Origin of the sequence: Croceicoccus sp. Ery15, from assembly GCF_020985305.1 — a bacterium.
GTDB lineage: Bacteria > Pseudomonadota > Alphaproteobacteria > Sphingomonadales > Sphingomonadaceae > Croceicoccus.
Genome location: NZ_CP087588.1, coordinates 2,044,571 through 2,057,247 on the forward strand (window position 1 = coordinate 2,044,571; position 12,677 = coordinate 2,057,247).

At 64.0% G+C, this 12,677-nt stretch carries 12 protein-coding genes; 3 read left to right on the forward strand and 9 right to left on the reverse strand.

Going from position 1 to position 12,677, the window contains the following annotated elements; genetic code table 11:
- Together LOZ77_RS09970 and LOZ77_RS09975 are read left to right on the forward strand one after the other, a co-directional pair.
- Window positions 1-732 (forward strand): SDR family NAD(P)-dependent oxidoreductase, encoded by a 732-nt coding sequence (locus LOZ77_RS09970; RefSeq protein WP_230279026.1) that lies wholly within the window; start codon window positions 1-3, stop codon window positions 730-732.
- A 102-nt stretch (window positions 733-834) separates the two neighbouring features.
- On the forward strand, window positions 835-1,206 hold the full coding sequence (locus LOZ77_RS09975) for a PilZ domain-containing protein (RefSeq protein ID WP_230279027.1): 372 nt from the start codon (window positions 835-837) through the stop codon (window positions 1,204-1,206).
- 70 nt (window positions 1,207-1,276) lie between these two features.
- Here LOZ77_RS09975 and LOZ77_RS09980 read toward each other — a convergent pair whose 3' ends face one another.
- From LOZ77_RS09980 to LOZ77_RS10000, 5 genes are read right to left on the reverse strand one after another with little or no spacing between them, the layout of a single operon-like run.
- Window positions 1,277-2,509, reverse strand: a complete 1,233-nt coding sequence (locus LOZ77_RS09980) for a cyclopropane-fatty-acyl-phospholipid synthase family protein (protein WP_230279028.1) — start codon at window positions 2,507-2,509, stop codon at window positions 1,277-1,279.
- 50 nt (window positions 2,510-2,559) lie between these two features.
- A complete protein-coding gene (locus LOZ77_RS09985; RefSeq protein WP_230279029.1) occupies window positions 2,560-3,945 on the reverse strand; it encodes a deoxyribodipyrimidine photo-lyase in 1,386 nt (461 codons plus the stop codon).
- 33 nt (window positions 3,946-3,978) lie between these two features.
- The gene (locus LOZ77_RS09990; protein ID WP_230279030.1) at window positions 3,979-4,926 is read right to left on the reverse strand and encodes a metal-dependent hydrolase; all 948 of its coding nucleotides are present in this window, start codon (window positions 4,924-4,926) and stop codon (window positions 3,979-3,981) included.
- Window positions 4,927-4,944: 18 nt separating this feature from the next.
- Window positions 4,945-5,994 (reverse strand): 2-oxoacid:ferredoxin oxidoreductase subunit beta, encoded by a 1,050-nt coding sequence (locus LOZ77_RS09995; protein WP_230279031.1) that lies wholly within the window; start codon window positions 5,992-5,994, stop codon window positions 4,945-4,947.
- A 19-nt stretch (window positions 5,995-6,013) separates the two neighbouring features.
- Window positions 6,014-7,936, reverse strand: coding sequence for a 2-oxoacid:acceptor oxidoreductase subunit alpha (locus LOZ77_RS10000; RefSeq protein ID WP_230279032.1), 1,923 nt, complete (start codon window positions 7,934-7,936; stop codon window positions 6,014-6,016).
- Window positions 7,937-8,202: 266 nt separating this feature from the next.
- Between LOZ77_RS10000 and LOZ77_RS10005 the strand changes: the two genes are divergently transcribed.
- Window positions 8,203-8,700: an RNA pyrophosphohydrolase gene (locus tag LOZ77_RS10005; protein WP_230281839.1), complete on the forward strand. Its 498-nt coding sequence runs from the start codon at window positions 8,203-8,205 to the stop codon at window positions 8,698-8,700.
- A gap of 46 nt (window positions 8,701-8,746) precedes the next feature.
- Here the strand turns inward: LOZ77_RS10005 and LOZ77_RS10010 are convergent, their stop codons facing one another.
- Genes LOZ77_RS10010 through guaB form a run of 4 tightly spaced genes read right to left on the reverse strand, consistent with a single transcriptional unit; the run spans window position 8,747 to window position 12,669 of the window.
- Window positions 8,747-9,421, reverse strand: a complete 675-nt coding sequence (locus LOZ77_RS10010; RefSeq protein WP_370637995.1) for a tetratricopeptide repeat protein — start codon at window positions 9,419-9,421, stop codon at window positions 8,747-8,749.
- Between the two features lie 14 nt (window positions 9,422-9,435).
- On the reverse strand, window positions 9,436-10,614 hold the full coding sequence (locus LOZ77_RS10015) for an RsmB/NOP family class I SAM-dependent RNA methyltransferase (protein ID WP_230279033.1): 1,179 nt from the start codon (window positions 10,612-10,614) through the stop codon (window positions 9,436-9,438).
- Complete coding sequence (locus LOZ77_RS10020) at window positions 10,611-11,138, reverse strand: DUF6653 family protein (RefSeq protein ID WP_230279034.1); 528 nt, start codon at window positions 11,136-11,138, stop codon at window positions 10,611-10,613. The genes LOZ77_RS10015 and LOZ77_RS10020 overlap by 4 nt, the downstream gene beginning before the upstream one ends.
- Before the next feature lie 7 nt (window positions 11,139-11,145).
- Window positions 11,146-12,669, reverse strand: a complete 1,524-nt coding sequence (gene guaB / locus LOZ77_RS10025; RefSeq protein ID WP_370637996.1) for an IMP dehydrogenase — start codon at window positions 12,667-12,669, stop codon at window positions 11,146-11,148.
- Window positions 12,670-12,677 lie beyond the last annotated feature (8 nt).

A 12,677-nucleotide genomic window follows, 5' to 3' on the forward strand; every position in this document is an offset into this window, starting at 1 on the left:
ATGAGCGAACAGACCGACAATCGCCCGCTGGCGGGCAGGCTGGCCCTTGTCACCGGCGCATCGCGCGGCATTGGCGAGGCGACGGCACTGGCGCTGGCATCGGCGGGCATGCATGTGGTGATCACCGCCCGCGACGACCGCGCGCTGGAAGCGGTGGAGGAAAAGATCCACGCCGCCGGCGGCAGCGCGACCATCGCGCCGCTCGACCTGGCCGAACCCGATGCGGTGGCACGGCTGGCAGCGGCGATTTCGGGCCGCTGGGACCGGCTGGACGCGCTGGTCATCAATGCGGCGATCCTGCCCGAGCTGACCCCCGTGACCGATATCAGCGCCAAGCAATTCTCTCAGGCGATGACCGTGAACGTGCTGGCGACGCAGACGTTGCTGTCGGCATTCCACCCGATGCTGAAAGCGGCAGAAGCGGGCAAGGTCATCGGCATCACCAGCTCTGTCGGATCGTCTCCGCGCGCGTTCTGGGGTGCCTATGGCGCGTCCAAGGCAGCGTTCGATGTGCTGCTGTCCTGCTATGCGCAGGAGAACGAGAAGATTTCGCGGATCACCACGGCCATCGTCGATCCCGGCGCGACCCGCACCGCCATGCGCGCCCGCGCATTCCCCGGTGAGGATCCGAATACGGTAAAGACCCCCGATGTCGTGGCGCAGGAAATCCTAGGACTTGTCCGCGACTCGTTCGTAAACGGAGAGAAATTTCGCGTTAAGCAGCCGTCTTAACCGAAAAATAACCTCGAATCTTCTACCCTGTCCCAATCAGGAACGAATCCGTCCGCCTTCGGGCACGACAGTCCGGTTCCTTGTGCAAGAAGGACAGCGGCCATGACCGACTATAGATTGAGGGATCGCTATAACACGACCGACCGCTATTACGCGGCCGCGCAAGAGGATCGCTCCTCGCCGCGCCTTCGTGTCGCCATTCCGGCCAATCTGCGCCCCACGGGCGGGCACGGTTTTACGACCGTCGTGAACGATCTGTCGCTGGGCGGTTTTTCGGCCGAATGCGTCAACCGGCTGGCGATCGGATCGCTGTGCTGGCTGAAACTGCCGGGTCTGGAAGCGCTGCAATGCGAAGTGATCTGGTGGCAAAGCAATCTGGTCGGCTGCGCGTTCCAGAACCTGCTCAGCCCCGTGATCTATGACGATATCGTCTCGCGCTATCGCGAAGGTGCGGTGCGCCGCAGCACGCTCTGAATTCCGACTTCGCTCCGCCGGGTTCACTCCCTCTCCCGGCGGGGCGGACGACCTGTTTCGGGCCCGCGCGTCAGGCGGGCTTTACCAGCGTCACCTGATGCACGTCGATCCCGCCGCCGCGGAACCCGCCCTCGCAATACATCAGGTAAAATCGCCATAGCCGCGTGAATGTGTCGTCAAAGCCCGCGGGCAGGCGCCCCTGTTCCACCGCGCGGTCGAAACGCAGCCGCCAATCGGCCAATGTGCGCGCATAATCCTGCCCGAAACGCGCCTCGTCGCGCCATTCCAGTCCGCGCACTTCGGCCAGACGGCGGAATTCGCTGGTCCGGATCAGCATGCCGCCGGGGAAGATATAGGTCTGGATGAAATCGGCGCTGCGGGCATAATGGTCGAACAATTCGTCGCGGATCGAAATAAACTGGATCGCCGCGCGCCCGCCCGCTTTCAGATTATGCGCGATGCAATCCATAAAGGCGGGCCAGTATTCGCGGCCCAGCGCTTCCACCATTTCGACGCTGACGATGGCGTCGTAACGCCCGTCGACATCGCGGTAATCCTGCTTGCGGAACGCGACATCGGGGGCGGCTTCGCGGGCGAAGGCCAGTTGCTCGTCCGACAGGCTGATCGCCTCTACCTCGTGCCCGCGCGCGGCCAGCAATGCCGATAACGCACCCCAGCCGCAGCCGATTTCCAGCACGCCCGGCCCCGGCGCGCCCGCGATCCGGTTGGCCATGGCGTTCATCTTGGCCTGCTGCGCGGCATCCAGCGTCAGCGCATCGCTCCAGATCGCGCTGGAATAGGCCATCGTCCGCCCCAGCCAGGGCGTATAGAAATCATTGCCCAGATCGTAATGCGCCGCGATATTCTGGCGCGAACCCGCCTTGGTATTGCGCCGCATGCGGTGATAGGCCTGCGACACCATGCGCCACGGCCCCTTGGCCCGCGCGGCATTGCCCAAAGTGTCGGCATTGGCCATGAACAGGGCGAATATCTTCACCGGATCGCTGCTCGACCATTCGCCCTTTTCCCATGCGCGATACCAGCCGACCGATCCGCCCGTCGCCAGCCGCAATATGCAGCGCCAGTCGTGCACGGCGATATCGGCATCGAACCCGCTGCGCTTTCCGCCCAGCGTGATGACATCGCCGTTCGGCAGCCGCGCCGTGATCGATCCGGTGGCCAGACCATGGTCGATGCGGCGCAATATCCTGGCCTGACCGCCCGAAATCAGCCGCGCCAATATGCCGGTCGAATCGCGGCCTTCCCCCGCCGCGCGTGTCAGATGTACGCCCCGCCTCTCCATAAGGATAAGAGATATGCAAGCGCGGCGCAGCGGGCAAGCGAGTGCGGGTTTTATTCCCCCTTGGCCTGCCGGTACGCGGCCAGCGCCCGTTCGCGCGCCTCGCGGTGGCCGATGATCTTCGCGGGGTAATCGGCCGGGCGGTGGCTGTCGTCGGGATCGTGGATCTGCGCATCGGACAGACCCGCCAGTTCGGGGACGAATTCCCGAATATAATCCCCTGCATCGAATTTTTCGGATTGCGACAGCGGGGCCATGATGCGCGGGAACATATTGCTGTCCACCCCCGTGCCCGCCACCCATTGCCAGTTCACGCCATTATTCGCGTAATCGGCATCGACCAGCGTGTCCCAGAACCATTGCTCGCCATGGCGCCAGTCGATCAGCAGGTGCTTGATCAGGAAACTGGCCGCGATCATCCGCACGCGATTGTGCATCCAGCCGGTCTGCCACAATTGCCGCATGCCCGCATCGACGATGGGATATCCGGTGCGCCCCTGCTGCCATGCTTGCAATTCTTCGGCGATCACGTGGCCGCGATTGGGATTGCGCCACAATGCCTCTCCGCCCAGATCGCGATAGGATTCAGAGGGATAGGCAGGAAACTGGCAGATCACGTTTTGCGCATAATCGCGCCACAGCAATTCGCCGCGATAGGTTTCCGCCCCCTCGCCCGTGTGGCGCGAGAGCCGGTCCCAGACCTGCGCGGGCGAAATCTCTCCGAAATGGAGGTGCGGCGACAGGCGGGAGGATCCGTCGATCGAGGGCATGTTGCGATCGTCGTCATAGGCAGCGACGCGGTCGGTGAAGTCGTCCAGCTGCCCGTGCGCCGCAGCCTCACCCACTTGCCATGCCTCACGAAAGCCCCCTGCCCAATCGGGCCTGGTCGGCAACAGGCCCCAATCGTCCGGATCGTCGGAGGCGGGCCATGTATCGGGATTCGTCAGCGCGGGCGCCTCCAGCACCTCGCGCTGCGGCAGGCACTGCCGCGCCGATTTCGCGAAGGGGGTATAGATCTTGTACGGATCGCCCGATCCCGTCGTCACCGTGCCGGGCGGCAGCAGATAATTGCCGTCGTACAAATGCAGGTCGATGCGCTTGGCCAGTTCGCCCTGCGCTTTCCTCCACCACGGTTCGTAATGGCGGATCGCATGGACGGCGGCCGCGCCCGTTTCATTGGCAAGCTTGCAAATCTGGTCCACCGCATCGCCGCGCCGCAGGATCAGCTTTGCCCGGTGCTTGCCCAGTTCGCGGGCCATCGCCGTCAGCGAATGATGCAGCCACCAGCGCGACGCCCCGCCCATGGCACGACTTCCCGCGCGTTCGTCATCCAGCACATAGACGCAGATCACCGGCCCCTGCCGGGCAGCGGAATATAGGGCGGGCTGATCGGCAAGGCGCAGGTCGCGGCGCAGCCATACGATATGCGGGGCGGTCATGCGGGGTGAACGGGCCGGACGGGACGGGGTTCCTTAACGCAGCGGTATGCAGGGCGTATCGGGCAGGTAAACGGAAAATTGCCCTCGGGTGCGTTCGTCGAAAAAGCGGGCATCGTGGATCGTCACCCCGCCATCGGGATTGCGCAAGGCGAAAGGTGCCTGACTCCAAAACAGGAACGCGGCGACGTCGGGGCGGTTCGCGCTGCCTATTCGGGGATCAGGGAACTTGCAAATATGATCGGAGATCGGAGCCAGTAGCGCATCGTCCGGCCCAATGGCCTCCTTCTTGAACCATGCACCATTCCCCCCAACGACTAAATCGCGCCGCCAAAACTCTATCGGCAGCGGGAGGGCGATCACCTCGGATTTCGTCATTTCACGCATTTGCGCATAGAGAGCGCCATCAGCCTCGTTCTTGGCAGTAATCCCCGCATTCACCCCGATATAGGCCAACGCCCCCGCAATCGCCGCCCGAGCCGGAGTTCGCCAGTTGCCACGCCGCTTTTCCCGCAGCAGCGACAGGATCAGCCCCAGCCCCATCATCGCCCACAACCAGACATCGATGATGAACAATATGTCGCCATGGAACCAGCGATGCGAAAACGGCTCCAGCAGGCGGATGCCATAGACGTTCATCCAGTCGAGCGCCGGATGAGTCAGGCACGCCAGAAAGGCCAGAGCGAACAGCCAGCCGAAATGTACCGGCAGGCGCGTATCGGGCCGCGTGCCCCTTCGTGCCTGCCAGCGGTCGAACCACCACAGGAACCCCGCCAGCGCCAGCGGCAATAGCACCAGCGCGATCGGTCCGTGAGTCAGCCCGCGCCGCATCGCAAGGCTTTCGGTGCCCCAGACGACGCAGCCCGCGTCGATATCGGGCAGGTTCGCGCCGAAAATCAGCGCAGGCATGGCAAGGCCGGTCCTGCGCTTCAGTCCGGCCTGCCCGATCAGCGCGCCGACAAGCCCGTGGGTCAGATTATCCATTGTCGCGCAGGTGACAGATCAAATCGGGTCCTGTGCTGTGCCTGAAACCGTCCATGTCTGGCCCTTCGCCAACAGACCCGCCAGATCGCCTTTGCCTTTCGCGCGGGCGGTCTCCATCTGCTCGGCAATGGCCGCGTCATAGGTAGGGCGCGGATCGTCATATATAACCCCCAGCACCATGGGGAACGGGCCGAATTCCAGCTCGACCAGCATATGGGCAAGGCTGCGGTTGGTCTGATCGTGCACCATCACTCCCGCCGCCTGCCAATCGCCATCGGTGATATCGACCACTTTCAGCGCCATGGTCGCGGGATCGAGAGCGAGCCCCTTTGTCGGCACCTTGTCCTTGCCCGCGCCGAACACCAATGGTTGCCCGTGGATCGCCCAGACCTGTGTTTCGGCGGCGACCTTCTTCTGCGTGAAATCGTCGAACACATCCTTGTTATAGACGATGCAGTTCTGGAAAATTTCGACGAAAGCCGCGCCCCGATGCGCATGGGCGGCCACCAGCACATCACCCAGATCCTTGGAAACGTCATAGCCGCGCGCCACGAAACGCGCGCCCGAACCCAGCGCGAATGCGCAGGGGTTGGCGGGCCGGTCGACGCTGCCGCCGGGGCTGGTCGGGCTGGTCGTGCCGCGGCGGCTGGTGGGCGAATATTGCCCTTTGGTCAGGCCATAAATCTCGTTATTGAACAGCAATATCTGGCAATTCAGATTGCGGCGCAGCAAATGCATGGTGTGATTGCCGCCGATCGACATGCCATCGCCGTCGCCCGTCACCATCCAGATATCAAGGTCGGGATTGGCCAGCTTGATACCGGTCACAAAGGCAGGCGCGCGGCCATGGATCGTGTGAAAGCCATAGCTTTCGACGTAATAGGGAAAGCGGCTGGAGCAGCCGATACCGCTGACGAATACGGTGTTCGCCGGGTCCGCACCGATTTGCGGCAGGGTGCGCTGCACCGCCTTCAGGATCGCATAGTCCCCGCAACCGGGACACCAGCGAACTTCCTGATCGGTTTCCCAGTCCTTGAGCGTGGTTTCGATTTTCGTGAATTCGTTCATCGTTCTCGTCCCTTCGCTCTTACTGTTCCACCGATTCCGGCGTCGGAAGCTGGCTGTCGTTCACCGGCACCTCGCCCCCGATGTCGCTGGCACGCGGTTCGCCCAGCGCGTCGCAGATCGCATCCTCGATCTCGGCAATGGCAAAGGGCTGGCCGCTCGTCTTGGTCAACGGCTGGGCATCGACCAGGAACTGGTCGCGCATCACGGTCTTGAACTGGCCGGTGTTCATTTCGGGGACCAGCACCTTGTCGAAACCCTTGAGCAGCGGGCCAAGGTTCTTTGGCAGCGGCCAGACATGGCGGACATGGACATGGCTAACATCCAGCCCGCGTTTTCGCGCACGGCGCACCGCCTGATGGATCGGGCCATAGGTGCTGCCCCAGCCGACCAGCACGAGCTTGCCGCTGTCATTCCCGATGCAAACGTCCTGATCGGGCACCGCGATGCCGTCCACCTTGGCCTTGCGCGCGTCGGTCATCGCCTGATGGTTCGCCGGATCGTAGGAGATATTGCCCGTCTGCGCATCCTTCTCGATCCCGCCTATGCGGTGCATCAGGCCGGGTGTGCCGGGCTTGATCCACGGGCGCTTGCCCGTCTCGTCACGCTTGTAGGGCAGCAGCACCTCGCCATTCTTCTCGGTCAGGAACTGCACCGGAAACGGCTCGAAAGCCGAGGGATCGGGCACTTTCCACGGCTCGGCCGCATTGGCGATATAGCCATCGGTCAGCAACATCACCGGCGTCATATATTGCACCGCGATCCGGCATGCCTCTATCGCGCATTCGAACGCATCGGCGGGGCTGCGCGCGGCGACGACGGGCATGGGCGCATCGCCGTTGCGGCCATAGATCGCCTGATACAGATCCGACTGCTCGGTCTTGGTGGGAAGGCCGGTCGACGGCCCGCCGCGCTGCGAATTGACGATGACCAGCGGTAGTTCGGTCATGATGGCCAGCCCCATCGCCTCGCCCTTGAGGGCGATACCGGGGCCGGACGAGCTGGTCACGCCCAGATGGCCCGCATAGCTCGCGCCGATGGCGGCGCAGATGGCGGCAATCTCGTCCTCTGCCTGAAACGTTGTGACGTCGAATTCGCGAAGTCGTGCCAGATGGTGCAGGATCGCGCTGGCCGGCGTAATCGGATAGCCGCCGAAGAACATCGGCAATTGGGCCAGCTGCGCCCCTGCGACAAGGCCCAGCGACACGCTTTCGGCCCCCGTGATCGTGCGGTACAATCCCGGCTCGCTGGCCACCGGATCGACATGGACCTGTTTGACCGGCCCCGAAATCTCGGCCGTCTCGCCATAGGCGTGCCCCGCGTCCAGAGCGGCGATATTGGCGGCGGCGATATCGGGCGCCTTGGCGAATTTCGCCTTCAGCCAGTCATGGATGGGCCCACGCGGACGGTCGAACATCCACAGCGCCAGACCCAGCGTCCACATGTTCTTGCAGCGCAGCGCTTCCTTGTTGCCAAGGCCGAAGGGCTTCACCGCTTCCAGCGTCTGGGCGCTGATGTCGAAAGCCAGCAGGTCCCATTTGGCAAGGCTGCCATCTTCCAGCGGATTCCCGTCGTATTTCGCCTTTTCCAGATTGCGCTTCGAAAATTCGCCGCTGTCCGCGATGATCAGCCCGCCGGGTTTCAGCGCCGACAGGTTCACCTTCAGCGCGGCGGGGTTCATCGCCACCAGCACGTCGGGCGCGTCTCCCGCGGTTTCGATGGCGGTCGATCCGAAATTGATCTGAAAGGCGGAAACACCGAACAAGGTGCCCTGCGGCGCGCGGATTTCGGCGGGAAAGTCGGGAAAAGTCGCCAGATCGTTGCCCGCCAGTGCCGTGGAAAGGGTGAACTGCCCGCCGGTCAACTGCATCCCGTCGCCGGAATCGCCGGCAAAGCGCACGGTTACGGATTCGGGGACCGGGACGGGATTCGTCGTTTCTGCCATCGCGTTCACTCTTCCATCTGCGGACCGCCTCATTCGGCGGGCGGTCGTCCTGTCGGGGCATTCCTGCCCGCGCAGTCCACGCGGGAGTGCCCTTTTTTATGCACGCTATGCCCCGATCGTGTGGCGATCGAGAAATGTTTTGCGTCCACCGAAGCTGCGCCATATCTGGGCACTTGCGCAAGGGGGCTTGTGCCCTGCACAGGTGTTTTGTGCTTTTGATGCAAGATTACAGCTTTGATGCAAGATTACAGGCGGACTGCACCCATATGACCTCTGCCCCCGAAACCAGCCGTGACCCCGCCCGGTTCCGCCCCTGCGCGGGTTTGATGATCGTGAACGGGCTGGGCCGCGTGTTCGTGGGCAAAAGGATCGACACCAAGGAAGGCGACTGGTGGCAAATGCCGCAAGGCGGGATCGACAAGGGCGAGGATCTGCACGAGGCGGCATTCCGCGAACTGCACGAGGAAACCGGCATCACCCGCGAAAAGGTGGAAATCGTCGCCACCACGCGCGAGGAACTGTTCTATGAACTGCCGTCCCATCTGCACGGCAAATTATGGGGCGGAAAATATATCGGCCAGCGGCAAAGTTGGTTTCTGCTGCGCTTTTCGGGCGAGGATGCGGATATCGACCTTGCCGCGCACGACCCTGCCGAATTTTCGGAATTCCGCTGGATCGAACCCGAGCTGCTGCCCCAACTGATCATCCCGTTCAAACAGCCGGTTTACGAACAGGTGCTGGCGGAATTCCGCGATCTGATCTGAAGGCTGGCGGTCCGCAGGGCTGGCTTACCCGAAGGCCGGGCGCAGGTCAGTTTTTCTCGGCAGGTTTCTTGCCCCCCGGGCCATTCATCGCATCATGCGCACCGGCATCGGCCGATTTCACTTCCGGCAGCGGGCCGCGCGCGATCACGGCGGCGAGTTCCCCCGCCTCTGCGCAATTGCTGCCGCACAGGCTTTGCAGCTTGGCAAGGTTCTGCTCCGCCTTGGCGGTCGCGCCCTTTTCGGCCATGGCCGCCCCTTCACCCGCGATGGCCTGCAGATTGCCGGGGTCGCGGGCCTGCGCCTCGCGGTAATAATGGATTGCCTGCCCCTGCATGCCGCGCGCGCGGGCAGCATCGGCCAGTTCCAGATAGGTCGGCGCAAATCCGGGGTCGAGCACCAGCGCCGCCTCGAACCGGTCGGTCGCGGCATCGGCATCGCCCGATGCAAGGGCAGCGCGGCCCATGGCCAGCAATTCGGTCACGCGCGGATCATCGGTCTGCGGCACTTGCCCGAAACCCGTACTGGCCGTCACCGCAACGGCAAGCGACAAGGCGAGGGCAAGGGGCGAATAACGCATCAAAAGCTCCATCCATGTGGAGCGCCGTTCAACTGGCGCAGTCCCGTAATGGCTGTCCGGAAATTCCGTTCCACCCGCGCCGACCGGCCCGTCAGGACCGAATGTCTGGCCCGAATGGCCGGTGCTTACCGGAACGTCAGCCATAATGTTTAAGGCTATCAGACCTTCGCCGCCCGCGCGAAGAAAAATCCGTCCGTGCCGTCATGATACGGGGTCAGCCGCATGCCTCGCCCCCTTGACCGTCCGGCCGAAAGCGTCAGCGGGGTCGCCGATATTTCCGGATAAGCAGCTGTAAAACGGTCGAAAACCTGTGAACCTTCTTCGTCCAGCAGCGAACAGACGACATAGACCAGCCGACCGCCGGGGCGGAGCAGTCCTGTTGCGATTTCCAGCAGGCGAAATTGCAGGATCGACAGCTTCTCAATCTCTTGCGCGGTGATCCGCCAGCGCGATTCGGGATTGCGCCGCCATGTGCCGGTGCCGCTGCACGGCGCATCGACCAGCACTGCATCGGCTTTGCCGCGCCATTGTTCCAGCGCTTCCATCTCGCGCATCGGGTTCAGCAGCAGTTCCGTGATATTGCCCGCGCCCGCCCGCTCGGCACGGGGGCGCAGCCGGGAAAGGCGCTGGCGATTGGTGTCGCAGGCGATCAGGGTTCCGCTGTTCTGCATGGCTGCGGCCAGTGCCAATGTCTTGCCCCCCGCGCCCGCGCACAGGTCGACGACGGTCTCGCCCGCCTGTGCATCCAGCGCCAGACAGGCAAGCTGGCTGCCGCCGTCCTGCACCTCGATCAGCCCGTCCCGATAGGCCTCCCATTGCTCGACCGGCGTACCGGCAGGCAGACGCAGGCCATTCGGGGCGAGCAGGGCTTCGCCATCGACCGGCAGGGTCAGCCCGTCGCGCGCGGCTTTCAGCGTATTGACCCGAATATCCAGCGGCGCACGGCCCAACAGAGCCTCTGCCTCCTCGCCCGCGATATCCGATGCGGCCAGCCGCCGGGCCAGCCATTCGGGCGCAACGCCGCCCTGCGCCGCAACCTCTTCCGCAACGACCGGCGCGGGACCATAGGGCGCACCGCTGAACAGTCCGGCGATGTCCGGCTGAACCTGAGCCAGCCGCAGCATCGCCGCGCGACCGTTTTCCGGCACTGGCCCGCAGGCGCGGATCGCACCATAGACCAGTTCGCGGATCGCGCGGCGGTCCTTCGATCCGGCGTAGCGGCGGGCGCGTAGCCCGTCGGCCACGATGCGATCGGCAGGGGCGCCGCCTTCGCGCGCGGCAGTGATGATACCATCCAGCAATTCGATGGCGGCCTGAACGCGGGCTGCAGGGGTCATGGCAGTTCTCCCCCTGCAATCTGGCCGCGCCGCCATTCCGGATGCGCCGCCACCGCGCGGCGATACAGCTTTTCGCAGCGGGCGATGAAGCCGATCTTGGCGAAAAAGCTGGCCAATGCGCCAGAGAAACAGGCGATCACGTCGAACATCACGATTCCATAAATGGCCACCACTGCGCCCAGCCCTGCCAGAACGTTCCAGCCATGAAACTTCCAGACGGCGAGGCCTGCGTCGGCCAGCCCTTCACGCCGGATCCACAATCGCTCGCCCCAGACGGCGCGGCTCATCCACGAACGGTCATCCCGCGCGGGCGGAAAGCTGAGCGGGTTGCGCCACAGCCACAAGGCCGCGACCAGCGCCAGCGGCACGGCCCACCAACCGATCCACAGACGGCTCCACCCCACGGCGATGATCACCGGCCATCCGGTGATCATGCGGCTCCACCCGCTCCACGGATTGGCGTGGCGGTCCCAGCCCGCATTGTCCAGCCCGAAAGCCTGCGCAAGGCGGGCCTCCCAGCGCACCGGCGCCTCAACGGCCCTGATAGTTGGGCGCCTCGCGCGTGATGGTCACGTCGTGGACATGGCTTTCCGACAGGCCCGCATTGGTGATGCGGATGAATTCCGCCCGCTGCCGCAGCGAGGGGATATCGGCGCAGCCGGTATAGCCCATCGCCGCCTTGATCCCGCCGACCAGCTGGTGGACGACATCCTTGGCGGGGCCCTTATAGGGGACCTGACCCTCGATGCCTTCGGGAACCAGCTTCATCTGGTCCTTGATGTCCTGCTGGAAATAGCGGTCGGCGCTGCCGCGCGCCATCGCGCCCACGCTGCCCATGCCGCGATAGCTCTTATAGGCGCGGCCCTGATACAGGAATGTCTCGCCCGGCGCTTCCTCGGTTCCGGCCAGCATCGATCCGACCATGATCGTCGACGCGCCCGCCGCAATCGCCTTGGCCGCATCGCCCGACGACCGGATACCGCCATCGGCAACGACCGGTACGTCGTTCTTGATCGCTTCCTCGGCGCTTTCCATTACGGCGGTCAGTTGCGGCACGCCCACGCCCGCGACGATGCGCGTGGTGCAAATCGAACCCGGGCCGATGCCCACCTTGATCCCGTCCGCGCCCGCGCCGACCAGCGCCTTGGTCGCCTCTGCCGTGGCGACATTGCCGGCAATCACCTGCACGCTGTTCGACAGCTTTTTGACGCGCGTTACGGCGGCGGCGACATCCTTGTTATGGCCATGGGCCGTGTCGATCACCACAACGTCCACGCCTGCATCGACCAGCGCCTCGGTCCGCGCAAAGCCCTTGTCGCCCACGGTCGAGGCGGCAGCCACGCGCAACCGGCCCGCGCTATCCTTGGTGGAATCGGGATAGGTCACGGCCTTCTCGATATCCTTGACCGTGATCAGGCCGGTGCAGTGGTAATTATCGTCCACCACCAGCAGTTTTTCGATGCGGCGCTGGTGCAAAAGGCGGCGTGCCTCTTCCTGCCCGATATCGGCGCGCACGGTCGCCAGATTATCCGCCGTCATCAGCTCTTTCACAGGCTGCGCGTCATTGGCGGCAAAGCGGACGTCGCGGTTGGTCAGGATACCGACCAGCCTGCCCGAAGCCTCGACCACCGGAATGCCGGAGATACGGTTCGCCAGCATGATGGCGCGCGCTTCGCCCAAAGTCGCCTCGGGCGCGATGGTGATGGGGTTCACCACCATGCCGCTTTCGAACCGCTTCACCTGACGCACGGCGGCGCATTGTTCCTCTACCGTCAGGTTCCGGTGCAGGACGCCCATGCCGCCCATCTGCGCCATGACGATCGCCATATCGGCCTCTGTCACCGTGTCCATCGCGCTGGACAGGATCGGGATATTCAGCGCGATATCACGCGTGATACGCGTTTTCGTATCGGCCATGCTGGGCACGATATTCGATTCCGCGGGACGCAGAAGAACATCGTCAAAGGTGAGACCCAGCGGGATTTCGGAAGTGATGCGGTTCGCCACGGGACACCTGCCTGCATGATCTGGAAAGGGAGAATCGTGGCGGCCCATGTAACCAG

Excerpts from the sequence above, each read along its gene's own strand:
- LOZ77_RS09970 (WP_230279026.1), top strand. The coding sequence starts at position 1 with ATGAGCGAACAGACCGACAATCGCCCGCTGGCGGGCAGGCTGGCCCTT.
- LOZ77_RS09975 (WP_230279027.1), top strand. The coding sequence starts at position 835 with ATGACCGACTATAGATTGAGGGATCGCTATAACACGACCGACCGCTAT.
- LOZ77_RS09980 (WP_230279028.1), bottom strand. The coding sequence starts at position 2,509 with ATGGAGAGGCGGGGCGTACATCTGACACGCGCGGCGGGGGAAGGCCGC.
- LOZ77_RS09985 (WP_230279029.1), bottom strand. The coding sequence starts at position 3,945 with ATGACCGCCCCGCATATCGTATGGCTGCGCCGCGACCTGCGCCTTGCC.
- LOZ77_RS09990 (WP_230279030.1), bottom strand. The coding sequence starts at position 4,926 with ATGGATAATCTGACCCACGGGCTTGTCGGCGCGCTGATCGGGCAGGCC.
- LOZ77_RS09995 (WP_230279031.1), bottom strand. The coding sequence starts at position 5,994 with ATGAACGAATTCACGAAAATCGAAACCACGCTCAAGGACTGGGAAACC.
- LOZ77_RS10000 (WP_230279032.1), bottom strand. The coding sequence starts at position 7,936 with ATGGCAGAAACGACGAATCCCGTCCCGGTCCCCGAATCCGTAACCGTG.
- LOZ77_RS10005 (WP_230281839.1), top strand. The coding sequence starts at position 8,203 with ATGACCTCTGCCCCCGAAACCAGCCGTGACCCCGCCCGGTTCCGCCCC.
- LOZ77_RS10010 (WP_370637995.1), bottom strand. The coding sequence starts at position 9,421 with ATGGCTGACGTTCCGGTAAGCACCGGCCATTCGGGCCAGACATTCGGT.
- LOZ77_RS10015 (WP_230279033.1), bottom strand. The coding sequence starts at position 10,614 with ATGACCCCTGCAGCCCGCGTTCAGGCCGCCATCGAATTGCTGGATGGT.
- guaB (WP_370637996.1), bottom strand. The coding sequence starts at position 12,669 with ATGGGCCGCCACGATTCTCCCTTTCCAGATCATGCAGGCAGGTGTCCC.